The sequence below is a fragment of the Streptomyces sp. NPDC028907 genome, assembly GCF_055564995.1.
This window is the reverse complement of sequence record NZ_JBVHVE010000015.1, coordinates 155,561-180,698: the sequence shown is the minus strand read 5'-3', so window position 1 is coordinate 180,698 and position 25,138 is coordinate 155,561. Positions and strand designations below refer to the sequence as shown.

The following is a 25,138-nucleotide window of genomic DNA, read 5'->3' as shown; positions in this document are numbered from 1 at the left end:
GCGGGGGATCGTCCAGGGTGGACCCGACCCCCCTCGCGTGGTCGCCGGAGGCTACTTGTTCTCCGGTGTCTCCTGTCGCAGGTCGACCCCGTTCGCCCGAGGCACGGCCCTCACCAGGTCCAGCACCGGCCGCAGCGCGTCGGGCCGCTGTTCGGCCGGCAGATGGTCCACGAAGTGCACCGCACAGCCCAGGGCCGCCGCACCGCCGTCGGCCCGCCGGTTGTCGCCGACCATGACCACATCGCGCGGATCGGCCTCGAGTGCCGCGCAGGCGACCGCGAACAGCCGCGGATCGGGCTTCTGGATGCCGTGCTCGTACGACAGCACATAGGTGTCCACGTACGGGTCGAGGCCGTGCTCCCGGAACACCGGGCGCAGATCCCAGCCGATGTTGCTGACGACCCCCACCCCGATGCCGTGCTCGCGCAGCGTCCGCAGCACCTCGGCGGTGTCGGGGTACGGCGTCCACGCGGCCGGCGCCATGTGGCGGTCGTAGAGCATGTCGTGCAACCGGTCGTCGGGGAGCCGCACATGCCGTGAGAGCCCGGTGTAGGCGGCCCGGTGCAGCTCGGCGCTCTGGTCCCGGACTCCCCAGACGCTCGCGACGTCCTCGGGCAGCCAGGACGGATCGACCCCGCCCGGCAGTGCCCCCATGGTCTCCAGCGCCTGCGCCGCCTCGATCAACTCGGTCTCGTCGAAGTCCATTTGGGCCTCGGCGAGTGTGCCGCGCAACCAGGACTCGGTGGACTCGACACGGAAGAGGGTTCCGGAGAAATCGAACAGGATGGCGGTCATGGTCGGATCCTACGGGGCCTCGTGCCACCGCGCGGGAAGATCGCGCGGCCCGCGTACCGAACCGGCCGCGCGCTCAGCGCCGTTGCCGCGCGTGCACCTCCACCGCCAGCACCACGACCAGGGCGCCTAGCAGCCAGCCGCCGACGACGTCCGTGGCCCAGTGGACGCCGAGCCACACCCGGGTCAGCCCGACGCCGGCCACCGAGATCGCGGCCACGGCGACGGCCGTACGCCACAGGACGCGGCCGGCGCCGTAGTGGTGCAGGAGCCACAGCAGGAGGCCGCAGACCACCGTGGCCGTCATGGCGTGGCCCGAGGGGAAGGCCGCGTAGTGGGCGGAGTCGACGGGGTCGGGCCAGACCGGACGCGGGCGGTCGACCAAGGCCTTGAGGGTCTGCTGGACCAGTGTGGCGAGCAGACAGGTGGCCACCAGCCATACGGCCGTCCAGCGCGCCGCTCTGCGCCACACGAGCCAGATCGCGACCGCGAACGTCAGGATGCGCATCGTCCACGGATCCCAGACCCAGTCCGTCAGGATGCGGAACGTGTGCGTGACGCCGCTCTCCTCGACCGCCCAGCGGTGCGTGGTCTCGGCGACGTCACCGTCGAGGGTCATCAGCGGGTGCCACCGGACCGCGACCAGGGCGAGCAGCAGCACGGCGCCCACCGTCAGGGCGCCGGCCCAGAGGGTGGGCCTGCGCTCGGCCGGCGGGTGGGGCGGGGAATCGACGGACTGGGTGTGCATACTGCGATCCTCGCCGACGGATGGGGCGAGAGGCCAATGCGGGGGTGCCTTTGCGACGCCTGGCAGGTTTTCAGAGGGCCAACAACATCGCCACCATCGCGATCCCCATCGACAGCCGGCAGGCCCGCGCCAGCTCCGGGCGGTCGCCCCAGCCGGCGCCCCCGCCCCCGCCCCCGCCCGCCACGGGTACCAGACGCACGCCGGACAGCAGCACATAGCCCGTGAAGTACAGGAGCAGGGTGCCCGTCAGGAGCGGGATGCCCGGGACGCCGTGACCGCCGTGACCGTCGGGCGAGGCGGCCATCGCGACTGCCATGTAGACCATGGCCGAGGCCCCCACCAGGTGATGCAGATGGTGCACGCCCTCGCGTGCCGACCACAGGGCGTGCAGGGCCGCCGCGCCGAACACGGCCGCGTAGCCGGGCCAGGCCCACGTCGGCGGCGTGAACACCGCGGCGGGCACCGCCATCGCGGCCATCCCGAAGCCCATCAGCGCCTCGCCGCCGGCGGCCCGGCGCTGCTCCTCGACCTGGCTGCGCATCCGCAGCAGACAGTAGGCGCCGGTCGCCGCACACAGCGCGACCAGCAACCAGCCGAGTGAAGCCGGTCCGTGCACGCGCACCTCCCCGCTCGACGGTCCCGGACAGTCCGTCGATGCCCCGGCGATCGGGCGCGCACGCGAGCGCAAGGGTGTACACGGGGAGCATTCGACGGAGCGCGGCAGGTCACCGTATATGTTTTACAAGTAAAACACTTGCTAACGTGTGCCGTATGAAACTGGTGACGGGTATGAGCGACCGCCTTCCCCTGGCCGGGGTGCTGCGTCTCGGCGGGCCCTCGGACATCTGGTTCAAACCCGCCCTGAGCGTGGTCGCCGCCGTCGCCCCGCCCAACCTCACCCTGCTCGTCCTCGACCGGCTGGACCTGGCCATGTACACAATGGCCGGATCACTGTGCGCGCTCTACGCCCACAACCGCCCTTACGCGGCCCGCGCCCGCGCCCTGGCGTGGGTGGCGCTCGGCATGCTCGTCGGCCTCGCCACCGCACTGGTCGCCGCCTCGCTCACCGGCAGTGCCGTCGCCCTCGTCACCGTGGGTGCCGTGCTGGCCGCCGCGCAGAAGGCGCTGTGCGACGCGACCCGCATCGGCCCGCCCGGCAACGTGGTCCTCACCTTCATCAGCTCCGCCGCCCTGTTCACCCCGCAGACCCCGGACCGGATCCCCGGCCACCTGGCCCTGGCCGCCGCGGCCGCCGCCTGGGCCTGGCTCGTCGGCATGGCCCCCGGACTGCTGCGTCCGCACGGCCCGGAGCGCCGGGCCGCTTCGGGCGCGCTGAACGCGAGCGCCGCGTACGTCGAGACATCCGGTGCCGCCGACACGACCGAGGACGGCACCGACGGCACCGACGGCACCGCCCGTGCCCACGCCACCGCCGCCGTACAGGCCGCCCGGCACGCCCTGCTCTCCACACGCCGCCCCTGCGAGACCCGCGCCGCCCTCGAACGCCTCGTCGTCCGCGCCGAGGTCGCCCTGGCCGCCCCGGCCGACGCCGACCCGGTCCTGCTGCGCACCTGGGCCCGCCAGGTGCGCGGAAACCGCCCCGTGCCGGAGGTCGACGACCTCACCGGCCGCACCGGCATCGGCACCGAACCCGCCTCGCCCCACGGCCCGTTGTGGCCGCGCCTGCGCCCCCTGGCCCCGCTCGCCGTCCGCACCGCCCTCGGCTGCGCCCTCGCCGGATACGCCTCCCTCGCCCTGGGAACCGGCCGCCCCTACTGGGCCCTGGTCACCGCCGCCTCCCTGTACCAGGCCAACCTCACCCTCACCTGCGGCCGCGGCGTCCAGCGCGTCGTCGGCAACCTGCTCGGCGTCCTTGTCTTCGCCGCCCTGGTGCCGCTGGCCCACACCGGCGAGGTCGCACTGGTCCTGTGCTGCCTGGCCCTCAACTTCGGGGCCGAGGCGCTGATCGCCCGCAACTACTGGCTCGGCAGCGTCTGCGTGACCCCCATGGCGCTGCTCATCACCGAGTTCGCCGGATTCCAGGAACCCGGACGGCTGATCACGGAGCGGGTCGTGGACACCCTCGTCGGCGCACTGGTCGGCCTCGTCGCCGCCCTGGCCGTACCGGACCGTGGGTGGCAGCGGGTCGTGCGCGCCGAGCGGACCGGACCCCGTACGCTCGCGGCCACGGGGCGGAGTCAGGGACCACGCCCGGACCGACGCACAGGCGAGACGACGGAGGGCGTACGGCCATGACGGCGACGAACGGCGGGCCGACCGGGACGAGACAGGACACGGTGGCCGCCGTGGTCCGGCAGTGGCAGAGCGTCCACCCCGACCTCGACACCGCCCCGATGGAGATCATCGGCCGGATCAACCGCTGTGCCGCTCTGCTCCAGCAGGCCGAGGACGCTCCGCTGCGCCGGGCGGGCCTCAGCCGCCCCGAGTTCGACCTGCTCGGCGCGCTGCGCCGCACCGGCCATGAACTGACGCCCAGTGAACTCGCCCGCGAGACCTTCTCCTCGGGCGCCGCCGTCACCAAGCGCCTCAAGCAGCTCACCGAGCGCGGCCTGGTGGAACGCCGCGGTGACACCCGCGACCGCCGTGTCGCCCACGTCCGCCTCACCGACACCGGCCGGGACCTGGTCGACGGCATCCTGCCCGAACAGCTCGCGTACGAGACGACCGTACTGTCCGGCCTCGCCCCGCGGGGAAAGGGTGAACTCGCCGCTCTGCTGGGCGAGTTGCTCGGCGAGCTGGAGGGGCGCCTGGGCGTGCCGCGCGGCTGATCCGACCCGGCCGGTTCGCGCGGCCCGTCACTTCTCGTCCGCCGCGCGGTACACCCCGAACACCGCCCCCTGCGGGTCCCGCAGCACGGCGATGCGCGGCCCGTCGGGGACGGAGGTGGGCTCCATGAGGACGGCGCCGCCCGCCTGCGTCGCGTCCGCCGACGTGGTGTCCACGTCCTCGACGGCGAAGTACGGCAGCCAGTGCGCCGGCACCTCGTGCGGGAACTTGTCGTCCATCGTCACCATGCCGCCGAAGTCGGCGCCGTCGAGGCCCCACTGCGTGTAGTGCTCCGAGGCGTTGACACTCCAGCCGAACACCGTCGTGTAGAACTCCACGGCCCGTTCGGGGGCCCGGGTCAGCAACTCCACCCAGCCCAGCGCGCCGGGTGCGCTCAGCAGCCCCGCGCCCGGGAACGACCGCGCCTGCCACAGCTGGAAGACCGCCCCCGTCGGATCCACGGCCACCGCGAAGCGGCCCACGTCGAACACGTCCATCGGGCCGACCAGCACCGTCCCGCCGGCCTCGGTGACCCGCGCGGCCGCGGCATCCGCGTCCGGCACCGCGAACGACACGTTCCACGCCACCGGCTGACCCTCCTGGTACAGCGGTGTCAGCGCGGCCACCGCCGCGTCCCCGAGGTGCGCGATCGAGTAGCCACCGGCCTCGCCTCGCGGATCCGTCTCGGCACGCCAGCCGAACAGCCCCTCGTAGAACCGCTTCGCCGCGGCCAGATCGCTGGTGCCCAACTCCGTCCAGCAGGGCCCGCCGGTCACCGGCTTGTCGAGCTTCATGGCGTTCCTCCCGCAGGGAAACCCTCTCCAGCACGCTAAGCCAGGCACCGGACCCCGGCCATCCGGCCGGCGAAACCCACTGGAGGCGGGGCCGCCGCCGACGTACCCTCGACCCCGTACCGCATCGCATGGCGGCCTCCAGACACCGTTCTCGACCGGAGGTCCCGCATGCCCGCGCTCCACGTACGCCCCTTCCGTCGCGCCGACCGCGACCAGCTCACCGAACTGATCAACGCGCACGTCGCCGCCGTCGTCCCCGGCGTCTCCGTCTCCGTGAACACGGTGCTCAGCGCTCTGGAGCGACAGCCGGACGAGTTCATCACCGACCCCTGGGTGAGCGAGCGCGTGACCCTCGTCGCCGAACAGCGTGACCATGTCGTGGCCGCCGCGCATCTGCTGCGCTACCGGGCGGACGACGAGGTCGGCTCGGAGTACCGGGACATCGGCGAGATCGACTGGTTCGTCCGCCGTCCGCCGGCCTCCTTCCGGCCTGACTCCGACGAGGCCGCCGACCTGCTGATGAACGCCTGCCTGGCCCAGCTCGCCCGCTGGAACGTACGTGCCCGGTACGCGAGCGGCGAACTCCCCGCCCCGGCCGTCTACGGCCTGCCCCGCAACTGGCCGCACATTCGCGCCCTCTACGAACGCGCGGGCTTCCGGCACACCGGGGGCACCGAGGTGATCCTCATCGCGAGGGTCGCCGACCTGCCGCCCCACGAGCCGCGACCGGGTGTCACCGTCGACCGCACGCTGGGGGAGTGCGGCACCCGATTCACGGCGTACGCCAACGGAAGCGCCCTCGGTTTCGTCGAGGTCGACACCTCGCTGTCCCGCCCCGAACGCCACACGCGCGGCGTGGGCCTCGCCGACATCGGGAACCTGCACATCGACCCGTCGGCGGACGGCCAGGGCCTGGAGCGCCGACTGCTGGGCCGGGCGGCCGACTGGCTGCGGCTGTGCGGCGTGGACCGCGTCCTCGCCTACGAGGCGGCCGACGACGCCACCATGATCGACCGCCTCACCTCGGCCGGCTTCCGCGAGCTGACCCGCACCGACCGGCGCTGGGAACACCGCCCGGAGTGACTCAGATCCCCGGCCGGTACCGCAGGGGATGATCCGCCGGGACCTCCACCAGCACGATCCGCGTCCCGTCCGGGTCCGCGATCCACATCTCGATCAGCCCCCACGGCTCCTTCACGGGTGGCCGTACGATCTCGACGCCCTTGCCCCGCAGCTCGTCGTGGGCCGCGGCCACGTCCGCGACCTGCATCCACAGCTGGACGGCCGGGGACGGCGGGGTGTCGGATCGGCCGGAGACCTCCAGGAAGCCACCGCCGAGGAAGTAGACGGTGCCGCGCTCCGGCCCCGTTCCGAACTCGCGGTAGACGGCCAGGCCGAGCCGTTCGCCGTAGAAGGCGCGGGAGCGCTCGGGGTCCAAGGGGTGGAGCAGAGTCCGTCCGCTCAGTACGTGCACCATGCAGCCGGATCCTAGCGGCGCGTTACGCTCTGCGGTGCCGAGTCGTGCCCGAGAAGTGGAGAAGCACCCCATGGACACAGCCGCGACCACCGCCGCCGGCGGCCTCACCTTCCGCGACGCCATCGACGCCGACGTGGACACGCTGGTCGTGCTGATCGAGTCGGCCTACCGCGGGGACTCCAGCAGGACCGGGTGGACGACCGAGGCGGACATCCTCGAAGGCCAGCGGACCGACCCGGAGGGCGTGCTGGAGGTCATCAAGTCGCCCGACAGCCGGCTGCTCACCGTCGAACGGGACGGGGCGATCGTCGCCTGCTGCCAGCTGGAGCACCGCGGCACCCACGCCTACTTCGGGATGTTCGCGGTCAGCCCCGCACTCCAGGGCGCCGGCCTCGGCAAGGTGATCATCGCGGAGGCTGAGCGGCAGGCGCGCGCGACCTGGGGCGCGACCGAGATGCACATGACCGTGATCTCCGTACGCGACGACCTGATCGCCTGGTACGAGCGGCGCGGCTACCGCCGTACGGGACGGATGACCCCGTTCCCGTACGGCGACGAGCGCTTCGGCATCCCGCAGCGCGACGACCTTCAGTTCGAGCTGCTGGTCAAGGAGCTTGCCTGATCACCCAGCGGAGCGCTCACGCCGTGAAGCGGCCGGTGCGCTTGATCTCCGGGTAGTCGGTCGTCGCGCCGTCCAGCTCCAGGGCCCGAACGAGACGCAGATGGTCCTGGGTGTTGACCACCCAGCCGACGATCTTCAGGTCCGCCTTGCGGGCGTGCTCCACGACCTCCAGGGTGAGGCGGCGGATGTCCAGGCAGACGGTCGCGGCGCCGACAGCGACCGCGCGGTCCACGACGTCGGTGCCGTAGCGGCTGGCGATCAGTGCGGTCCGTACCCCGGGCACGAGGCGGGTGATCTCCGCGACGGCGTCGTCGTGGAACGACGACACCTCGACCCGGGGGGCCAGGTCCCGGTCGTTCATCAGCTCGGCGAGTGCCCGGGCCGCCGCGGCGTCCTTGATCTCCGCCTGGAGCGGCGACTTCACGGCGTCCAGGACCTCTTCGAAGACCGGTACGCGCTCGCCGCGGCCCGCGTCCAGGGCGCGCAGCTCGGCGAGGGTCTTGTCGGCGATGGCGCCGGATCCGTCGGTCGTGCGGTCCACGTCGCTGTCGTGCATGACGACGAGGGCGCCGTCCTTGCTCAGGTGGAGGTCGAGTTCGATGACGTCGAGGCCGGCCTGCTGGGCGGCGACGAAGGAACGGAGGGTGTTCTCGGGTTCGACACCCATGACTCCGCGATGACCGATGGTAAGGAAGTTCAAGGTTCAACTCGCTTCCGTCGACGGGCGGCTCGGCGCGCGCGCAAACCGGAGCGGGGTGTTCGCGCGGCAGATCCGCAGCCTAGTGGCCCCGGCGCGTGATGAACCCCACGTGTGCACAGGGTTTGCGCCAGTGGACTTGGCGTGCCTGGAATGCGCGCCCCGCGGTGGTCACCCTGGCGTGGGCGAGTCCCGCGCGGATTGACCGACCGCTACGGGCTGCCGCGCCGGGCTCCGGCGCCTGTCCGGCGTCCCGTATGCCCAGCGGTGGCCGGAGTATGCGCTGTCCGCATGACTGACAGGAAAAAGTTCGGTGACCATGGGGGTGCGCAGGATAATTTCCCGAAGCTCCTCTTGCTGGGAGAAACCTCGTGTGTATACGGTCTCCTTACGCGAGGTTCTCCCGTGGAGGATGGGACATGACGGAAATTCTTGTGCAGGCGGCTTCGGGGGAGCGGGTTCCTCCGGCGACCAGGGTGGTGGAGCACCCGGCGTGGCCGGTGCTCAAGGATGCCGTGGAGCAGATCCGGCCATGGCAGTCCAAGGACGGATCGATCGACTTCGACGCCGAGGGCGCGCCCGAGCGCGCGGACGCCGAGGCCGCCGTACGGCGTGTCGTGGACGCCGTCGAGGAGCTCTCCCCGCTGCTGCCGCACGACGCCGCGTACCACCAGGCGCTCGTGAAGGACCTGCACCGCTGGGCCGAGGGCGGCTTCGAGGTGCCCGACTTCCTCGACTCGCTGCTGGCCTTCCAGCCCGCCGCGAGCCGCGCGGACGGTCTCCAGCACCTGGTCGTCTTCGCGATGTACACGCAGAACGGCAACCCCGACCGCAACCTCGAAGCGGTCGTCCTGCGCATGGTCTGGCCGGACTGGCTGGCCGAGCTGGAGCGCACCCGCTACGACAACCCGCTGTTCTGCGGCATCAAGTTCGAGGACTTCACGGCCGGCTACGACACCAACTCCGCCGTGCTCTTCCCCGAGACGATCGCCGTGCGCGAGGCGCCCGAGCGCTTCAGCTGGGGCGGCATCTTCTGCGACCGCGAGGCCGCCCGCTTCCGCCGTGTCACCGACGCCGCCGTCGACATCCTGGGCCTCGACCTGCCCGAGGACATCGCCGCGATGGTCCACGACCAGAAGCGCTGCGAGGAGGCCTTCGTGCTGTGGGACATGGTCCACGACCGCACCCACAGCCACGGTGACCTGCCGTTCGACCCGTTCATGATCAAGCAGCGCCAGCCGTTCTGGATGTACGGCCTCGAAGAGCTGCGCTGCGACCTCACCGCCTTCAAGGAGGCCGTGAAGCTCCAGGCCGACGGCGTCCCGCAGGCCCGTGACGTGCAGTACGCGGTGCTGTTCGACCGCATGTTCCGCTTCCCGGTCACCGGTGAGCGGGTGCGCAACTACGACGGCCTCGGCGGCCAGCTGCTCTTCGCCTACCTGCACAAGCACGAAGTCGTCCGCTGGACCGACAACAAGCTCGACATCGACTGGGAGCGCGCCCCGCAGGTCACCAACCAGCTGTGCGCCGAGATCGAGAACCTCTACCGCGACGGCATCGACCGCCCGAAGCTCGTCCACTGGTTCGCCGGCTACGAGCTCGTCTCCACCTACCTCGCCCCGCACCCCGGCTCCCGCTGGGCCAAGGGCCCGGACGCCCTGGACCTGACCCAGCCGCCGCGCAAGCTCGTCGATGACGTGCTTCCGGACGAGTTTCCGCTGAGCATGTTCTATGAGGCCCTGTCCAAGAAGCTGAAGAACGTGATCGCCTCCACCAAGGGCATCACGGCGGACAGCGCCGAGCGGATCGCCGCGTGAGCGACCGCGGTACCCAGAACACTGCTCAGGAGGCGAAGAAGATGGCGGGGAACGGAGCTCTCAGCGGTGCGGTGATCGCGGTGGCCGGCGCGGGCGGACCCGCGGGCCGGGCGGCACTCCTGCGACTGGCCGAGGCGGGGGCGACCGTCGCCGCCGCCGACAACGATCCCGAGCGGCTCGCGGAGGCCGTGGACGCGGCCCGCTACGCCTCCGGCGGCGCGACCGTCACCGGTGAACCCGTCGACCTGCTCGACCTCCAGTCCACCCGCGACTGGGCCGACCACATCGAGAAGGACTTCGGCCGCGTCGACGGCCTGGTCCACCTCGTCGGCGGCTGGCGCGGCAGCGAGACCTTCATCAAGACCAGCCTCGACGACTGGGACTTCCTGGAGCTGCTGCTGATCCGCACCGTGCAGCACACCTCGCTGGCCTTCTTCGAGGGCCTCCAGCGCAGCGACCGCGGCCGGTATCTGCTGATCAGCGCCGCCGGCGCCACCAAGCCGACCGCGGGCAACGCCTCGTACGCCGCCGCCAAGGCCGCCGCCGAGGCGTGGACGCTCGCGCTGGCCGACGCCTTCCGCAAGGCCGGGGGCGGCGAGGAGCTGACGTCCGCGGCTGCCATCCTGGTGGTGAAGGCGCTGGTGCACGACGCGATGCGCGCCGACCGCCCCAACGCGAAGTTCGCGGGGTTCACGGACGTCAAGGACCTGGCCGAGGCCATCGTCGACGTCTGGGACAAGCCCGCCGCCGAAGTGAACGGAAACCGTCTGTGGCTGACCGAGAAGCCGTGAACCCTCCGAAGACCGACGCCCGGCGCCACCACGACCCGGACGTCCGCGGCTTCGCCAGTGACAACTACGCCGGCGCCCACCCGGAGGTGCTCGCCGCCCTGGCCCTGGCCAACGGCGGGCACCAGGTGGCGTACGGCGAGGACGACTACACCGAGAACCTCCAGCGGATCGTCCGCAGCCACTTCGGCGCCACCGCCGAGGCGTTCCCGGTCTTCAACGGCACCGGCGCCAACGTCGTCGCGCTCCAGGCGGTCACCGACCGCTGGGGCGCGGTGATCTGCGCCGAGAGCGCGCACATCCACGTCGACGAGGGCGGCGCCCCGGAACGCATGGGCGGCCTGAAACTGCTCACCGTGCCCACCCCCGACGGCAAGCTCACCCCCGAGCTGATCGACCGGCAGGCGTACGGCTGGGACGACGAGCACCGGGCGATGCCCCAGGTCGTCTCGATCACCCAGAGCACCGAGCTCGGCACGCTCTACACGCCGGACGAGATCCGCGCGATCTGTGACCACGCCCACGCGCACGGCATGAAGGTGCACCTGGACGGCTCCCGGATAGCCAACGCCGCCGCCTCCCTGAACGTGCCCATGCGGACGTTCACCAACGCGGTCGGCGTCGACATCCTCTCCCTCGGCGGCACCAAGAACGGCGCCCTGTTCGGCGAGGCGGTCGTCGTCATCGACCAGGACGCCGTCAGCCACATGAAGCACCTGCGCAAGCTGTCCATGCAGCTGGCATCCAAGATGCGCTTCGTGTCGGTGCAGTTGGAGGCCCTGCTCGCCAAGGACCTGTGGCTGCGCAACGCCCGCCACGCCAACGAGATGGCCCAGCGCCTCGCCGAGGGCGTACGCGCCGTGCACGGGGTGGAGATCCTCTACCCCGTGCAGGCCAACGGCGTCTTCGCCAAGCTCCCGCACGACGTGAGCGAGCGCCTCCAGAAGAGGTTCCGGTTCTACTTCTGGGACGAGGCGGCCGGAGTCGTGCGCTGGATGTGCGCCTTCGACACGACCGAGGACGACGTGGACGCGTTCGTGGCGGCGCTGAAGGAGGAGATGGCGCGCTAGCGGAAGCGGTTCGTCAGTTGACGGCGATCCACGCCCTGTTGTTGCGCAGATTCGGGTCGAACTTCCTGATGGACAGCTCCGGATCGTCGTTCAGGGTCTCGACGGTGGTGCGTGCCCCGCGCACCACCTCGTCGATCCGCAGCCGCACGTCGAAGCTGTGCGACGCCTTCTCGCGCAGGTGGATCGGCGTCCGGCAGAAGTAGGTCGCGACGGCCGGCCCCTCCTCGGACGGCAACTCCTCCGCGCACTCCTCCTCCGGCCAGCCGACGACCGTCGTGCCCTTGGGCGCCTGGAACCGCAGCGTGGCGACGGCCGCGCCCGCACCCAGCGACGCCACCCACGCCGGGCCCCGGTTGGTCACGGTGACCCGCGCGGTCACGGTGTCCCCGGCGGCCCCGCGCACCTTGCTGCCGGTGACCTTCAGATCGGCGGTGTTGCGGGCGTCGAGGATGACTGACCCGTAGTTGTCCGACAGATCGAGGTCCTCGCCCCCGGCGGCGGCTTGCCGCGAGGCCAGGGGACGCAGATCCAGCTCGGGACCCGTGCCCGGGGTCCACGTCTCCCCGCCGCGAGCCTCTTCCAGCGCCGCGTCCGAATACGGCAGTACGGAGTGGTCGAACCGCTCGTACAGCGCCTGGCGCCCCACGCGCAGCGGGCTGGACAACTCGTACCGCTCGCCCGGAGCCACCGTCTCGTCCAGCACGCACAGCGCGAACGTACCGATGGCGTGGTCGCGGTACTCGCAGTTGGAGTTCCGCTCCTGGAACCGCAGGCCGTAGGACGCGAAGAGCGACACCAGCGTGCGGTCCACGGCGCGGCTGCCGCTGTTGGCGACCGTCGCCCGCACCCGGGTGTTCGTGCCGGGCCTGAGGCCGCGCTGGTTCTCGGCCTGGCTGAGCCCGAGGTCCGGGCCGTCGCCCAGGCTGACCATGGTCTCCGCCGGGTAGGCCGTCAGCTCCCCGGCGACGGCCGAGTACCGCACGTACCCGGACGCGCCGGGCTCCGCGTCCGGCAGTGCGCGCAGTCCCAGCAGGGCGGCCGCCGTGCTGTCCGTCCCGGCGGGCATCCCGGCGAAGTCGCAGACCGCCCGGACCGCCGACTCGGGCGCGCAGTTCGCGGGCCACGACACCTGCGCGAAGGTGGCGATCCCGTCGACGTCCACGGTCAGTCGCCCGGCCGGTACCCCGTTCTCGGTGTTGTCGTGGGTGACCCGCACATCGAGGGTCCGCTCGGACGCCTCACCGCCGGCGGCCGGCACGGGCAGCACCGTCTCGGACGGGGCGCTGATCCACAGCTGGTCGGACGCGGCGCGCGCGGGCCCGGCCCCGACCGTGGTCAGGGCGCAGCCGGCGAGCGCGGCCGCGAGCAGGCGATGTTTCATGGTTCCCCCTTGTCGATGAGCGGTCGGTGGCCGAGACCCGCGGGACCGGGGAGGGGTTGTAGACCGGCTACAGGGTTGCGGCGATGTTCAGCCGTTCCATCTCACCCGTCACCCGATCCGGCGTCCAATGAGATGAACTCTGCAGTCCTGTATGCTGCACCACGATCTGATCCTCGACGCAAGGTGGACCATGGCCCTCTCACTGACCGTCTCCGACGAGGTGCGCGCCCTGGCGCCCGGCTTCACCCACGTGGCCGTCGAGGCGCACGGCCTGGTCAACGGGCCGAGCACCGAGGAGAGTTCCGCGCTCCTCGACGACGCGGCGCGTCGACTCGCCGTACGTCTGGAAGGGCGCGCTCCGCACCAGGACGCGCACATCGCGGCCTGGCGTGAGGTCTACACGGCGTTCGGATCGAAGCCCTCCAGGACCCGCAACTCCGCGGAGGCGCTGGCCAAGCGGGCCCTGACGGAGGCGGGGCTGCCCCGGATCAATCTGCTGGTGGACGTCTACAACGCGATCAGCGTCGCCCACCTCGTCCCCGTCGGCGGCGAGGACATCGACCGCATCGAGGGCGGGATGCGCCTGGTGCGGGCCACCGGCGAGGAGGACTTCGTGACCGTCGCCGGTGGTGAGGAGGTCGTCGAACACCCCGACGCGGGCGAGGTCGTATGGCGCGACGAGGCGGGCATCACCTGCCGCCGCTGGAACTGGCGCCAGGGCCCGCGCACCCGGCTCACCGAGCAGACCGTCTCCGGCATCTTCCTGCTGGAGACCCTGTCCCCGATGCCGCCGGCCGAGGCCGAACAGGCGGCCGCCGAACTGGCCGAACTCCTGGAGAAGTTCAGCCCGGGAGCCCAGATCGCAGTCCGTCGATAGAGGCGGTTCGGGAACCTACCTCAGGGGCGCGGGGCTGTATCGATCTGCGGCCCTGCCGCGCGGGCGCGACCAGCGCCGGCGGCGCCGCACTCGACCACCAAGCCGTCCCGGCACTGTCAAGCGGAGCTCTCCGCCGCGCGCACCTGCTCCGGCGTGGGCGCCGTGCCGCCGAGGTGGGCCGGCATCCACCAGGTGTCGTGCGCGTCCTTGGGGCGGACGGGATAGGCGCGCTGCGCGGCCTCCAGGAGCTCCTGGACGCGCTCGCGCAGCTGCCGGGTGATCGCACCCGCGTACTTGTCCTTGGAGGCCTCGATCGCCTCGCCGACCCGGATGGTGATCGGGGTGTGGCTGCGCTTGAAGTTGCGCGGGTGGCCCTTGGTCCACAGCCGCTGCGTGCCCCACACGGCCATCGGGATCAGCGGCACGCCGGCCTCCTGGGCCAGCCGGGCGGCGCCCGACTTGAAGCTCTTCAGCGTGAACGACTGCGAGATCGTCGCCTCCGGGAAGACCCCGACGATCTCGCCGGAGCGCAGCGAGTCCAGCGCGTGGGCGTAGGCCGCCTCACCCTGCTTGCGGTCCACGGGGATGTGCTTCATGCCCCGCATCAGCGGGCCGGAGATCCGGTGCCGGAAGACCGACTCCTTCGCCATGAAGCGCACGAGACGCTTCTGCGGGAGGGCCGCCAGCCCGTTGAAGACGAAGTCCAGGTAGCTGATGTGGTTGCTGACCAGCACGGCGCCGCCCGAGCGTGGAATGTTCTCCGATCCCTTGCAGTCGATCTTGAGGTCCCACGCCTTGAACAACGCCTGGGCGAAACCTACGACGGGACGGTAGACAAGCTCTGCCATGGACGGGGTGGACCCTTCCTTCTCTGCCTGGGAAGGGGGTTCCCAGTGGAAAAGTTACGCAGCCGTAGGTTTACGGCATGCCGCAGATCGTGCCCCAAGAACGGCCGACGGCCAAGCCTAAGTGCCGGGGAACCGCGAGATCCTCGTCACGTCGCCCCGTGATCCACCTTGGTCTTTTGTGCGCCCTTTACCCGGCGCGCACCGTCATCCGCCGCACGAGCAGGTACATCTCGCACCCCAGGCAGTACCCGAAGACGGCGTTCAGGAAGGCGGCCGCGAGGGCCGCCCCGGTGGCGGCGAGCCCCAGCCAGTCCGGGCCGAGCGTGTAGCCGATCAGCCCGAGGCCCGCGAAGACCAGGCCCACCGCCTGCGCGAACCGCGGCGGCTCCGGCGCCTCGAACTCGGTCGGCGGCTCGATCCGCGGCCGTACGGCCGTGCGGAACACCCAGCCGTACGGCGAACGGCTCACCCCGCCCGCGGCGCCCAGCGCGAACGCCAGCGTCTGCCAGGCCAGCAGCCAGGCGCTCCCGGTGACCAGAACGACCGCCAGCACCGCGGTCGTCACGGCCGCCCCGAAGCGCGGCCCCCTCACATCGATGTCCATGAATCAAGCATTCCGTAACGGACAGGATTCAGGGCGTCGGGAATCTTTGCAGTCTCGTGAAGGGTTGAGGACGGTGATGACCGGACTGGTGGTGTGCGCGGTGGTGCTCGCGGTGGCGAGCGCCTACGGAGTGCTGCAACGGCGGCGGAGCGGGAGAGTAAGGGTGCGTGGGCGGGACGACGGAAAGCGGCTCGCGGCGGCCGAGTTGGGCGGCGAACTGGGCGCACGCGCCACCCTCGTGCAGTTCTCCAGCGCCTTCTGCGCGCCCTGCCGGGCCACCCGACGGGTGCTCGGCGAGGTGGCCGGCATGATCCCCGGCGTGACCCACGTCGAGCTCGACGCCGAGGACAACCTGGACCTCGTACGCCGCCTCGACATCCTCAAGACGCCGACCGTGCTGGTCCTCGACGCCGACGGGAACGTCGTACGGCGGGCCACCGGGCAGCCGCGCAAGGCGGATGTGATCGCGGCACTGGGCGAAGCGGTCTGAAGGGCCGTGATGCCGAGGGTGAGTCATCTCCCACATGCCGGAACACACTTGACTGTGTGCGCCACCTATCGTCAGCCTGACCTAATGCCTGAGGAACTCCTTCTCTTCGGACGGGCCCACGTCGATCTGGCCCGCACCGCGAGCGCGCGCTGTCCGGGCTGTTGAACAGCCACCGGCCCGCACGTATCCCCGCGCAGAAGGACAACTCCATGACGGCCACGTCCGGCCTCGGCACATCAAGGCTCGCCTCCCCCGATCTGCTCCGCTCCGTCTTCCGGCGGCATGCCGCCGGTGTGGCCGTGATCACCGCCCGCGGCGCGACGGGCCCGGTCGGCTTCACCGCCACCTCCCTCAGCTCCGTCTCCGCCGAGCCCCCGATGCTCTCCTTCGGCATCGGCACGGGCGCCTCCAGCTGGCCGGCGATCGCCGCGACGGACCACGTCGGCGTCCACATACTCGGCGAGCACCAACAGGACCTGGCCGCCACCTTCGCCCGCAGCGGCGCCGACCGCTTCGGCCCGCCCACGCTCTGGAGCGAGGGCCCCGAAGGCGTCCCCGTCCTCGACGAGGTTCTCGCCTGGATGGTGTGCCGGGTCATCGGGCGCGTGCCCGCCGGCGATCACCGCATCGTGCTGGCCGAGGTCCTCCTCGGTGACTCCACCGGACCGGGGCGCCCGCTGCTGTACCACCAGGGCCGGTTCAACGGCCTGCGTGACTGAGCTCACCGGACCTGTGTGACGGAAACGGCCGCCCGCTGTTCTGCGGAGCCGTCGGTTTCCGATTACGCTGCGTTGCAAAGGTCACAGTTCAAAGCGCTTGCTTAGCGGGCATGAACTGGGTGTACTGACGAGTAATATTTCGCTCGGAGCGCAGGTCGCCCCGATCGGGATCGGCCGCTTGGGGCGCCTATGCTGCCTGCAAGTAGGCAGCAGAGAAATGTCGACGCAGTAGGAGAGCCGGCGTGAGCTTGAGGATCGTTGTCACCGTGAAGTACGTGCCCGACGCCACTGGCGACCGGCACTTCGCCGATGACCTGACCGTCGACCGGGACGACGTGGACGGTCTGCTCTCCGAACTGGACGAGTACGCGGTCGAGCAGGCGCTGCAGATCTCCGAGAACTCCGACGACGACGTGGAGATCACCGTTTTGACGGTGGGCCCGGAGGACGCCAAGGACGCGCTGCGCAAGGCGCTGTCCATGGGCGCCGACAAGGCGATCCACGTCGAGGACGACGACCTGCACGGCACCGACGCGCTGGGCACCTCGCTGGTGCTGGCCAAGGCGATCGAGAAGGCCGGCTACGACCTGGTGATCTCCGGCATGGCCTCCACCGACGGCACCATGGGTGTCGTACCGGCCCTGCTGGCCGAGCGCCTGGGCGTCCCGCAGGTCACCCTGCTGTCCGAGGTCTCCGTCGAGGACGGCACGGTCAAGGGCCGCCGGGACGGCGACGCCGCCTCGGAGCAGCTGGAGGCCTCCCTGCCGGCCGTCGTGTCGGTCACCGACCAGTCGGGCGAGGCGCGCTACCCGTCCTTCAAGGGCATCATGGCCGCCAAGAAGAAGCCGGTTCAGTCCTGGGACCTGTCCGACCTCGACATCGAGGCCGAGGAGGTCGGCCTGGAGGGTGCGTACACCGTCGTGGACGCCGCGACCGAGCGTCCGGCCCGTACCGCCGGCACGATCGTCAAGGACGAGGGCGAGGGCGGCAAGCAGCTCGCCGAGTTCCTCGCGAGCCAGAAGTTCATCTAAGGGTCTCTGGCCCGCTTGAGGCTCAACCCCCTTCCGCCCTTCAAGACTTCGCATTCCGCAGGAGAGCAATCCCATGGCTGAAGTTCTCGTCTACGTCGACCACGTGGACGGCGCCGTCCGCAAGCCCACCCTGGAGCTGCTGACCCTGGCCCGCCGCGTCGGCGAGCCCGTCGCCGTCGCCCTGGGCAACGGCGCCGCCGACACCGCCGCCGCGCTCGCCGAGCACGGCGCGGTCAAGGTCCTCACCCACGACGCGTCCGAGTACGCCGACTACCTGGTCGTCCCGAAGGTCGACGCGCTGCAGGCCGCCGTCGAGGCCGTCTCCCCGGCCGCCGTGCTGGTCCCCTCCTCCGCCGAGGGCAAGGAGATCGCCGCGCGTCTGGCGCTGCGCATCGGTTCGGGCATCATCACCGACGCCGTCGACCTGGAGGCCGGCGACGAGGGCCCGGTGGCCACCCAGTCGGTGTTCGCCGCGTCGTTCACCACCAAGTCCCGTGTCTCCAAGGGCACCCCGGTCATCACGGTCAAGCCGAACTCGGCCACCGTGGAGGCCGCCCCGGCCGCGGGCGCGGTCGAGGCCCTGTCCGTCACGTTCTCCGCCCAGGCCACCGGCACGAAGGTGACCGCGCGCACGCCGCGTGAGTCGACCGGGCGTCCGGAGCTGACCGAGGCCGCGATCGTGGTCTCCGGTGGCCGTGGCGTCAACGGCGCGGAGAACTTCGCGATCATCGAGGCGCTCGCCGACTCCCTCGGCGCGGCCGTCGGTGCCTCGCGTGCCGCGGTGGACGCGGGCTGGTACCCGCACACCAACCAGGTTGGCCAGACCGGCAAGTCGGTCTCGCCGCAGCTGTACATCGCCTCCGGTATCTCCGGCGCGATCCAGCACCGCGCGGGCATGCAGACCTCGAAGACGATCGTGGCGATCAACAAGGACGCCGAGGCTCCGATCTTCGAGCTGGTCGACTACGGCGTGGTCGGCGACCTCTTCGACGTCGTCCCGGCGCTGACCGAGGAGATCAAGACCCGCAAGGGCTGATCCCCATCGGGCACATCGAGGCCCCCGTGACCGTCCGGCGGTCACGGGGGCCTCGTGTCATCCCAGGCTCAGGAACGCCTGCACGGGCAGATGGTCGCTCGGGAACTGACCGTCGGCGGAGAACGTGTTGATCGCCGCCCGGTGCGCGGTGACCCCGGGTGTGGTCAGGACCCAGTCGATGCGGTCGCCGTTCGGCGTCAGCGGCTTGTAGCCGTGGAAGGTCGCGTACAGCGCGCTGCGCTCGCGCGCGGTGTCCCAGGTGTCGACGAGACCGGCGCCGAGCAGGGTGTCGTACACCGTGTTCCTGTGGGCGGCGACATTGAAGTCCCCGGTCACCACGACCGGCAGCGAGCGGTCGAACCCGGTGATCCGGGCGGCGACGAGTGCTGCGCTGCGCTCGCGCGCGTACTGGCTGACATGGTCGAAGTGGGTGTTGAGGACGTAGAACTGCCCTCCGGCGTCGGCGAGATCGCGGAAGCGGACCCAGGTGACCATGCGGGCGAAGGCCGCGCCCCAGGTGTTGGAGCCGATCACGTCCGGGGTGTCGGAGAGCCAGAAGTGGTCGTACTCGGTCGGGCGCAGTCGCCGGGTGTCGTAGTAGACCGCCATGGCCTCGTCGCGGCTGCCGTGCAGCCTGCCGGTGCCCAGCCAGTCGTAGTGCGGGCCGAGGTCGGAGTCGATGTCCAGCAGCTGCGCGAAGACGCCTTCCTGGGTGCCGATGACATGGGGGGCCTCGCGGCGCAGCAGCTCGCGCATGACCGGTCTGCGGGCGGCCCAGCTGTTGGGCTCGGCGGTGCTGGCGAAGCGCAGGTTGAAGGACATGGTCCGGAGATGGCCACGGGGGGCGGGCTCGCCCGCCGAGGCGGACGACGTGGGCAGTGCTGTACTGGAGAGGGGTGCGGTGACGGCGGCGGCCAGCACGGCCTTCAGGCCCAGACGGCGCGTGACTCGGCTGTGGTTCGGCACGGGGGCTCCTTCGGTGGGAACGGCCGGACGAGTCGTGCGGGGGCGTGCGTATGGAAGTGTGATACCGCGTCCTGAGATGAGCGTGAACATGGCGAGATGGTGGAGTGGCTCCCCGTGGACATGGTGTTGACCAGTCGGAAGGTCCCCAGATAACTTCATTCTACGGATTGTTGATTCCGTATAGCGGAAAATAGGAGGGTGTGGGATGGGTCAGGGCCAGCAGGAGAAGGTGGCGACGAGCCTCGCGGGCGCCGTCAGCGAGGAGATCAGCGCCTCCCTCGCGCCGGTCGACGCCGAGCTGGAGCGCCGCTACCCCGGGGACCCGGGTGGCCGCCAGCCCGTCCACACCGTCTACGTGCCCGGCGACGTCTTCGCCGCCGACACCATCCGCTCCTGGGGCGACCAGGCCCTCGCCTTGCTCGACGAACACGCCCCGGACGCCGCCTCCTTCGCCGCTGTCCTCGGCCTCTCCGACGAACTCGCCGAGCCCGTCCACGCGCGCGTGCGCGCCAAGCTGGAGCGCGAGCCCATCGAGGACCTGCGCGTCGACTTCGAGGACGGCTACGGCCCGCGCCCCGACGCCGAGGAGGACGAGTCGGCCGCCCGCGCGGCACGGCTGATCGCCGAGGCCTACGACAACGGCACGTCGGCCCCGTACATGGGCATCCGCATGAAGTGCATGGAGGCGCCCGTACGCGACCGGGGCATCCGCACCCTGGACATCTTCCTCACCGGCCTGATGGAGGCCGGCGGCCTGCCCGACGGCCTCGTCCTCACCCTGCCCAAGGTGACGTACCCCGAGCAGGTCACCGCCATGGTGCGGCTCCTGGAGGAGTTCGAGAAGGCGCGCGGGCTGGAGCCCGGCCGGATCGGTTTCGAGATCCAGATCGAGACCAGCCAGTCCATCCTCGCCACCGACGGCACCGCCACCGTCGCCCGGATGATCCAGGCCGCCGAGGGCCGCGCCACCGGCCTGCACTACGGCACCTTCGACTACAGCGCCTGCCTCGGCGTCTCCGCCGCCTACCAGGCGAGCGACCACCCCGCCGCCGACCACGCCAAGGCGATCATGCAGGTCGCGGCGGCCGGCACCGGCGTACGCGTGTCGGACGGCTCGACGAACGTCCTGCCGGTCGGTACGACCGCCAAGGTCCACGACGCCTGGCGACTGCACTACGGCCTCACCCGCCGCGCCCTGGCCCGCGCCTACTACCAGGGCTGGGACATGCACCCCGGCCACATCCCCACCCGGTACGCGGCCGTCTTCGCCTTCTACCGTGAAGGTTTCGAGCAGGCCGCGGCCCGTCTCGCCCGATACGCCAACCGGGCCGGCGGTGACGTCATGGACGAGCCCGCCACCGCCAAGGCCCTCAGCGGCTACCTGCTGCGCGGCTTGGACTGCGGCGCTCTCGACATCGGCGAGGTCGCCCGGCTCACGGGTCTGACCCGCGCCGATCTGGAGGGCTTCGCGGCGCCCAGGAGGGGCGATTTGACGGCTTCCGCGAAGTAGCGGACCTGTCACTTTCGCAACCACCGGCTGGTGTTGTCACCGCCGCCCCGTAGTCTGTACGCCACGCATCGACGTGTCAGTGGTGTCACAGGAACGGGGCAGCGGTGTCATCGGGGGAGAACGGACAGGCGGACGAGACCGGTCGGCTGCTGGCCGGGCGTTATCGCGTACTGGCGCAGCTCGGACGCGGCGGCATGGGCGTGGTCTGGCGGGCCGTCGACGAGGTGCTGGGCCGCGAGGTCGCCGTCAAGGAGCTGCGGACCTACTCGGACGCCGACGGTCCCGAACTCGCCGATTTGCGGCTGCGGATGCAGCGCGAGGCCCGCGCGGCGGCCCGGGTCAAGCATCCCGGCGTGGTGGCCGTGCACGACGTCGCCGAGGTCGACGGCCGCCCGCTGATCGTCATGGAGCTCGTCGACGGCCCCTCCCTGGAGGCGCTGCTGCGCGAGCGCGGCACCCTCGACCCGCGGGAGGCCGCCGGCATCGGCGCCAAGGTCATGGACGCGCTGGCGGCCGCCCACCGGGCCGGCGTCCTGCATCGCGACGTCAAGCCGGGCAACATCCTGCTCGAACGCTCCGGCCGCGTCGTCCTGACCGACTTCGGCATCGCCACCATGGAAGACCCGGCCGACGGCTCGGCCACCCATCTGACCCGCACCGGCCACCTCGTCGGCTCCCTGGACTACATGGCCCCCGAGCGCGCCCAGGGCGCCGACCCGGGCCCCTCCTCGGACGTCTGGGCGCTGGGCGCCACGCTCTACGCGGCGGTGGAGGGCTCCGCACCTTTCCGCCGCACGTCGACCTTCTCCACGCTCACCGCGATCGTCAGCGAGCCCCTGCCGGAGCCCCGCAACGCCGGAGCCCTCGGCCCCGTTCTGCAACGGCTGATGGACAAGCGGCCCGAGTCCCGTCCCGAGGCCGACCAGGCATGCGAACTCCTCCGGACCGTGGCGGAGTCGGGCGGCACGGACACGGCGACCGCCGCGCTGCGGGGGCCGGTCGGCGCCGGGCCCGTCCCTGATGAGACGGAGCGCAGCGTCCCCTCGCCACCGCCGGGCTTCGGGCCCACGGCGGGTGCGAACCCCGTCGGGCAGCAAGGCGTACCCGCCTCCGACCTGCCAGGTGCTCCGCGTTTCGGGGGCGCGGCACAGGGCGCGTCGGCGGCCCAGCAACCCGGGACCCCCGGACACCGAACACCGCCCGTCCAGGGCTTCGGCGTCGCCGGTCCCGGCTCGGCGGGACAGACGGGCCAGGGACACGGATACGGCGCCCCGGCGCACCCGGCCGTGTCTCCGTACGGCGGCCCGCCCCCGCAGCCGCACGACCCGGACGCCACGGGCCCGATGGTCACGTCCTCCGCCACCCCGGCCCGCCGCAAGGGCCGCGCCCTGCTCGCCGCCGTGGCCGTCACCGTCGTCCTCGCGGCGGCCGGCGTCACGGCCGCCCTGGTCAACAACGAGGGCGAGTCCAAGACCGAGGCGCAGAACACCTCGGCCACCACCTCCACCGGCGCCCTTGCCCAGGCGACCGGCAGCCCCGACTCCCGCCCCTCGGGCGAGGCCGGCCTGACCGACACGGACGACGACAAGAAGTCCCCTGACGCGACCAAGTCCCCCAGCGGCACGGCGAAGGCCGACGCCACCGACGAGCCCACCGCCGCGTCCCCGACCAAGACCTCGGGCGGTGGCGGCACCGACGGAGGCACCACGGGCGGCGGTTCCGGCAGCGGCGGCGGCACCGGTGGGGGAGGAACCACAGGCGGCGGCGGAACCACGGGCGGGGGTGGCAGCACCACCCAGCCCGACGCCTGCCAGTCGATCGGCGGCGGCAAGTACAACTGCCAGGTCTGGACGCAGGCCAAGTCGTACACCGCCTCCGGCACCGAGGTGGGCGTCCTCAACGCCGGCACCAACTATTTCTACTGCCAGCAGAACCTGGGCCGACGCGAGACGTCCGGGCAGTGGACCAACGTCTGGTGGGCCAAGACGGACGACGACCGCGGCAACACCGGCGTCTTCATCAGCGACGTGTACATCCAGGGCGGCAACAACGACGAGCCGGTGCCCGGACTCCCCGTCTGCTGACCCTCAGCTCCGCCGCACCTCGACGTACTTCTCCAGCCCGGAGGCCGTCACCATCCGCTCCTGCGCGAACAGCCGGGTCCCGCGCTCGCACAGCCGGGCGTCGGCCCGCGCTCGCGCGCAGAACTCCTCAGGGGTGTCACCGAACAGCTCCCGCAACCGGGCCGAGCCCGTGAGGAGTTCGGTGATCAGCGCCCGCTGACCGGGGTGGGTGCGCGGCGCGCCGGTGCCGCCGTGCAGGACGCCGTGGCGGTTGACGTACACGAAGGTGCCCGGGAGGGTGCCACCGTCGGCCAGGTCGATCCGCACGTCGGGCGCCGGCAGCCAGACCCGGTCGTAATTGCCGTGCGGCACCGGCACGCCCTCGCTCGCGTCGATCACCTCCAGCTGCTCGGCGTCGAGCCAGGTGATGAACAACTCCTGTACGTGGCCGGGGGCTTCGAAGGGCGACGCGGAGACGTATCCGAGGCGGCTCACGTGTGCGGAGACGCCGACGTCGATGCCGGTGACCTGGACCTTCACCATCGGGATGGGGGAGGTGATCCCGAACGCGTCCATCTTGTGCCGCAGTTGGCCGGGACAGGCGTTGGAGCCGACCGCGAGGACGGGCACGCGGTCGTCGTGCACCAGCCGGTCCAGGGGCAGCAACTGGTCCCCGTCGAGCAGCCCGGAGTCCGCGGGCCAGGCGCCCGGGTAGAGGAGCGGTTGGTCACGTGGTGCGTCGGCCAGGCCGAGCGCCTCCAGCGTGCGGCTGTGCGGGGTCGAGTGGCGCGACGTGCCGGTCGTGAGGTCCTCCATGGGCCGCTCAGTCCGCCGGCGGCAGTTCACCCGAGCCACGGGTGATCAGCCGTGTCGGCAGCTCGATGCGTTCGGGGGTGACCAGTGTGCCGTCGAGCTGGCGGAAGAGGCGTTCGGCAGCGGTACGGCCGAGGGCCGCGGCGTCCTGGGCGACGACCGTGACGCCCGGCTGGAGCAGGTCGGCGAGCTCGATGTCGTCGAAGCCGACCAGGGCGACGGGGCGGCTCTGATCGGCGAGGACCCGGATCACGGTGACCGTCACCCGGTTGTTGCCCGCGAAGATCGCGGTGACGGGGGAGGGACCGGAGAGCATCTCCTCGGCCGCCCGGCGCACCCGCTCGGGGTCGGTGACACCCAGGGACATCCAGGAGTCCTCCACCGGTATCCCCGCGTCCTCCATGGCGGCCCGATAGCCGCGCAGCCGCTCGGCCGCCGTGTGGATGCGGGGCATGTCGCCGACGAAGCCGATCCTGCGGTGCCCGTGCGCGATGAGGTGGGCGACGCCGTCGCGGGCACCGCCGAAGTTGTCGGACAGCACGCAGTCGGCGTCGATCCTCCCGGCCGGCCGGTCCACGAACACCGTGGCGACGCCCGCCTTGAGCTCGGGTTCCATGTACCGGTGGTCGTCACCGGCCGGAATGATCACCAGCCCGTCCACGCGCCGCGCGCACAGTGCCAGCGCCAGCTCCTGCTCGCGGTCCGGGTCCTCGGCGCTGGAGCCGTTGATGAGCAGGGCGCCGTGCGCTCGGGCGACCTCCTCGACCGCACGGCTCAGCGGCCCGTAGAAGGGGTCCGCGAGATCCTCCAGGACCAGGCCGATGCTCGCCGTACGGCCCTTGCGCAGCACCCGGGCGCTGTCGTTGCGGCGAAAACCCAGGGCGTCGATGGCCTCCTGGACGCGCCGCTCCGTCTCCGGGGTGACCCCGGGCTCGCCGTTGACCACGCGCGAGACGGTCTTCAGACCGACTCCGGCCCGCGCCGCGACGTCCTTCATGGTCGGACGGTTGCCGTAGCGGTGCTCGGGTGCGCGGTCGGATCGGCGGATGGTCTCGGGCACGATGCGGCGTCCTGTCCTGTCGTCCACGGGAAGCGTCGGTCCACGGGGATGCGTCGGTCCATGGGTTTGTATGAGGATGTGGCGTCGAGCATAGAGCCTGGACAACGTTGTCAGATCCAGGGGACACTGTCCACCGCAATCTCCGGCC

At 71.5% G+C, this 25,138-nt stretch carries 26 protein-coding genes; 14 read left to right on the top strand and 12 right to left on the bottom strand.

Translation table 11 applies throughout. The features are described from left to right. Window positions 1–51: 51 nt before the first annotated feature. From ACZ4UU_RS36440 to ACZ4UU_RS36430, 3 genes are all read right to left on the bottom strand, one after another. Window positions 52–795 carry an HAD family hydrolase gene (locus tag ACZ4UU_RS36440; RefSeq protein WP_471907687.1) on the bottom strand — a complete coding sequence of 248 codons (744 nt, stop codon included), beginning with the start codon at window positions 793–795 and terminating at the stop codon, window positions 52–54. 73 nt (window positions 796–868) lie between these two features. Beyond that, window positions 869–1,540 carry a phosphatase PAP2 family protein gene (locus ACZ4UU_RS36435; RefSeq protein WP_471907686.1) on the bottom strand — a complete coding sequence of 224 codons (672 nt, stop codon included), beginning with the start codon at window positions 1,538–1,540 and terminating at the stop codon, window positions 869–871. Window positions 1,541–1,610: 70 nt separating this feature from the next. After that, complete coding sequence (locus tag ACZ4UU_RS36430) at window positions 1,611–2,156, bottom strand: DUF5134 domain-containing protein (protein WP_471907685.1); 546 nt, start codon at window positions 2,154–2,156, stop codon at window positions 1,611–1,613. A gap of 155 nt (window positions 2,157–2,311) precedes the next feature. On the opposite strand from ACZ4UU_RS36430, the gene ACZ4UU_RS36425 reads away from it, so the two are divergent. Together ACZ4UU_RS36425 and ACZ4UU_RS36420 are read left to right on the top strand one after the other, a co-directional pair. Continuing rightward, window positions 2,312–3,796, top strand: a complete 1,485-nt coding sequence (locus ACZ4UU_RS36425) for an FUSC family protein (RefSeq protein WP_471907684.1) — start codon at window positions 2,312–2,314, stop codon at window positions 3,794–3,796. Continuing rightward, the gene (locus tag ACZ4UU_RS36420; RefSeq protein ID WP_471907683.1) at window positions 3,793–4,329 is read left to right on the top strand and encodes a MarR family winged helix-turn-helix transcriptional regulator; all 537 of its coding nucleotides are present in this window, start codon (window positions 3,793–3,795) and stop codon (window positions 4,327–4,329) included. Before ACZ4UU_RS36425 ends, ACZ4UU_RS36420 begins: the two co-directional genes overlap by 4 nt. A 27-nt stretch (window positions 4,330–4,356) precedes the next feature. Here the strand turns inward: ACZ4UU_RS36420 and ACZ4UU_RS36415 are convergent, their stop codons facing one another. Further along, the gene (locus ACZ4UU_RS36415; RefSeq protein ID WP_471907682.1) at window positions 4,357–5,121 is read right to left on the bottom strand and encodes a VOC family protein; all 765 of its coding nucleotides are present in this window, start codon (window positions 5,119–5,121) and stop codon (window positions 4,357–4,359) included. A 168-nt stretch (window positions 5,122–5,289) separates the two neighbouring features. Here ACZ4UU_RS36415 and ACZ4UU_RS36410 point away from each other — a divergent pair, with 168 nt between their 5' ends. Further along, window positions 5,290–6,204, top strand: coding sequence for a GNAT family N-acetyltransferase (locus ACZ4UU_RS36410; protein ID WP_471907681.1), 915 nt, complete (start codon window positions 5,290–5,292; stop codon window positions 6,202–6,204). A 1-nt stretch (window position 6,205) separates the two neighbouring features. Here the strand turns inward: ACZ4UU_RS36410 and ACZ4UU_RS36405 are convergent, their stop codons facing one another. After that, the gene (locus ACZ4UU_RS36405) at window positions 6,206–6,598 is read right to left on the bottom strand and encodes a VOC family protein (protein ID WP_471907680.1); all 393 of its coding nucleotides are present in this window, start codon (window positions 6,596–6,598) and stop codon (window positions 6,206–6,208) included. A gap of 70 nt (window positions 6,599–6,668) precedes the next feature. Between ACZ4UU_RS36405 and ACZ4UU_RS36400 the strand changes: the two genes are divergently transcribed. Then, the gene (locus tag ACZ4UU_RS36400; RefSeq protein WP_471907679.1) at window positions 6,669–7,220 is read left to right on the top strand and encodes a GNAT family N-acetyltransferase; all 552 of its coding nucleotides are present in this window, start codon (window positions 6,669–6,671) and stop codon (window positions 7,218–7,220) included. 16 nt (window positions 7,221–7,236) lie between these two features. Here the strand turns inward: ACZ4UU_RS36400 and ACZ4UU_RS36395 are convergent, their stop codons facing one another. Then, window positions 7,237–7,920, bottom strand: coding sequence for a glycerophosphodiester phosphodiesterase (locus tag ACZ4UU_RS36395; protein WP_471907678.1), 684 nt, complete (start codon window positions 7,918–7,920; stop codon window positions 7,237–7,239). A 416-nt stretch (window positions 7,921–8,336) separates the two neighbouring features. On the opposite strand from ACZ4UU_RS36395, the gene ACZ4UU_RS36390 reads away from it, so the two are divergent. From ACZ4UU_RS36390 to ACZ4UU_RS36380, 3 genes are read left to right on the top strand one after another with little or no spacing between them, the layout of a single operon-like run. After that, a complete protein-coding gene (locus ACZ4UU_RS36390; RefSeq protein ID WP_471907677.1) occupies window positions 8,337–9,734 on the top strand; it encodes a DUF6421 family protein in 1,398 nt (465 codons plus the stop codon). A gap of 41 nt (window positions 9,735–9,775) precedes the next feature. Then, complete coding sequence (locus ACZ4UU_RS36385) at window positions 9,776–10,525, top strand: SDR family NAD(P)-dependent oxidoreductase (protein ID WP_471907747.1); 750 nt, start codon at window positions 9,776–9,778, stop codon at window positions 10,523–10,525. Further along, window positions 10,522–11,592 (top strand): threonine aldolase family protein, encoded by a 1,071-nt coding sequence (locus ACZ4UU_RS36380; protein WP_471907676.1) that lies wholly within the window; start codon window positions 10,522–10,524, stop codon window positions 11,590–11,592. Before ACZ4UU_RS36385 ends, ACZ4UU_RS36380 begins: the two co-directional genes overlap by 4 nt. A 13-nt stretch (window positions 11,593–11,605) precedes the next feature. Here ACZ4UU_RS36380 and ACZ4UU_RS36375 read toward each other — a convergent pair whose 3' ends face one another. Then, on the bottom strand, window positions 11,606–12,973 hold the full coding sequence (locus tag ACZ4UU_RS36375; RefSeq protein ID WP_471907675.1) for a hypothetical protein: 1,368 nt from the start codon (window positions 12,971–12,973) through the stop codon (window positions 11,606–11,608). Between the two features lie 190 nt (window positions 12,974–13,163). On the opposite strand from ACZ4UU_RS36375, the gene ACZ4UU_RS36370 reads away from it, so the two are divergent. Then, the gene (locus ACZ4UU_RS36370; protein WP_471907674.1) at window positions 13,164–13,850 is read left to right on the top strand and encodes a B3/B4 domain-containing protein; all 687 of its coding nucleotides are present in this window, start codon (window positions 13,164–13,166) and stop codon (window positions 13,848–13,850) included. A 116-nt stretch (window positions 13,851–13,966) separates the two neighbouring features. Here the strand turns inward: ACZ4UU_RS36370 and ACZ4UU_RS36365 are convergent, their stop codons facing one another. Further along, a complete protein-coding gene (locus ACZ4UU_RS36365) occupies window positions 13,967–14,698 on the bottom strand; it encodes a lysophospholipid acyltransferase family protein (protein WP_471907673.1) in 732 nt (243 codons plus the stop codon). A gap of 187 nt (window positions 14,699–14,885) precedes the next feature. Beyond that, entirely contained in the window at window positions 14,886–15,302 is a 417-nt protein-coding gene (locus tag ACZ4UU_RS36360) for a DUF4395 domain-containing protein (RefSeq protein WP_471907672.1), read from the bottom strand. Window positions 15,303–15,378: 76 nt separating this feature from the next. Between ACZ4UU_RS36360 and ACZ4UU_RS36355 the strand changes: the two genes are divergently transcribed. From ACZ4UU_RS36355 to ACZ4UU_RS36340, 4 genes are all read left to right on the top strand, one after another. Then, window positions 15,379–15,792: a TlpA family protein disulfide reductase gene (locus ACZ4UU_RS36355; RefSeq protein WP_471907671.1), complete on the top strand. Its 414-nt coding sequence runs from the start codon at window positions 15,379–15,381 to the stop codon at window positions 15,790–15,792. Between the two features lie 209 nt (window positions 15,793–16,001). Beyond that, window positions 16,002–16,511: a flavin reductase family protein gene (locus tag ACZ4UU_RS36350; RefSeq protein ID WP_471907670.1), complete on the top strand. Its 510-nt coding sequence runs from the start codon at window positions 16,002–16,004 to the stop codon at window positions 16,509–16,511. 242 nt (window positions 16,512–16,753) lie between these two features. Further along, window positions 16,754–17,542: an electron transfer flavoprotein subunit beta/FixA family protein gene (locus tag ACZ4UU_RS36345; RefSeq protein ID WP_471907669.1), complete on the top strand. Its 789-nt coding sequence runs from the start codon at window positions 16,754–16,756 to the stop codon at window positions 17,540–17,542. Window positions 17,543–17,615: 73 nt separating this feature from the next. Beyond that, on the top strand, window positions 17,616–18,578 hold the full coding sequence (locus ACZ4UU_RS36340; protein WP_471907668.1) for an electron transfer flavoprotein subunit alpha/FixB family protein: 963 nt from the start codon (window positions 17,616–17,618) through the stop codon (window positions 18,576–18,578). 57 nt (window positions 18,579–18,635) lie between these two features. Here the strand turns inward: ACZ4UU_RS36340 and ACZ4UU_RS36335 are convergent, their stop codons facing one another. Further along, on the bottom strand, window positions 18,636–19,544 hold the full coding sequence (locus ACZ4UU_RS36335; protein WP_471907667.1) for an endonuclease/exonuclease/phosphatase family protein: 909 nt from the start codon (window positions 19,542–19,544) through the stop codon (window positions 18,636–18,638). Between the two features lie 205 nt (window positions 19,545–19,749). On the opposite strand from ACZ4UU_RS36335, the gene ACZ4UU_RS36330 reads away from it, so the two are divergent. Both ACZ4UU_RS36330 and ACZ4UU_RS36325 read left to right on the top strand, forming a co-directional pair. Then, a complete protein-coding gene (locus tag ACZ4UU_RS36330; RefSeq protein ID WP_471907666.1) occupies window positions 19,750–21,054 on the top strand; it encodes a DUF6986 family protein in 1,305 nt (434 codons plus the stop codon). 104 nt (window positions 21,055–21,158) lie between these two features. Beyond that, window positions 21,159–23,138, top strand: coding sequence for a serine/threonine-protein kinase (locus tag ACZ4UU_RS36325; RefSeq protein WP_471907665.1), 1,980 nt, complete (start codon window positions 21,159–21,161; stop codon window positions 23,136–23,138). 3 nt (window positions 23,139–23,141) lie between these two features. Here the strand turns inward: ACZ4UU_RS36325 and ACZ4UU_RS36320 are convergent, their stop codons facing one another. Next, on the bottom strand, window positions 23,142–23,933 hold the full coding sequence (locus ACZ4UU_RS36320) for a hypothetical protein (protein ID WP_471907664.1): 792 nt from the start codon (window positions 23,931–23,933) through the stop codon (window positions 23,142–23,144). Between the two features lie 7 nt (window positions 23,934–23,940). Beyond that, window positions 23,941–24,990: a LacI family DNA-binding transcriptional regulator gene (locus tag ACZ4UU_RS36315; protein ID WP_471907663.1), complete on the bottom strand. Its 1,050-nt coding sequence runs from the start codon at window positions 24,988–24,990 to the stop codon at window positions 23,941–23,943. Between the last annotated feature and the right edge of the window lie 148 nt (window positions 24,991–25,138).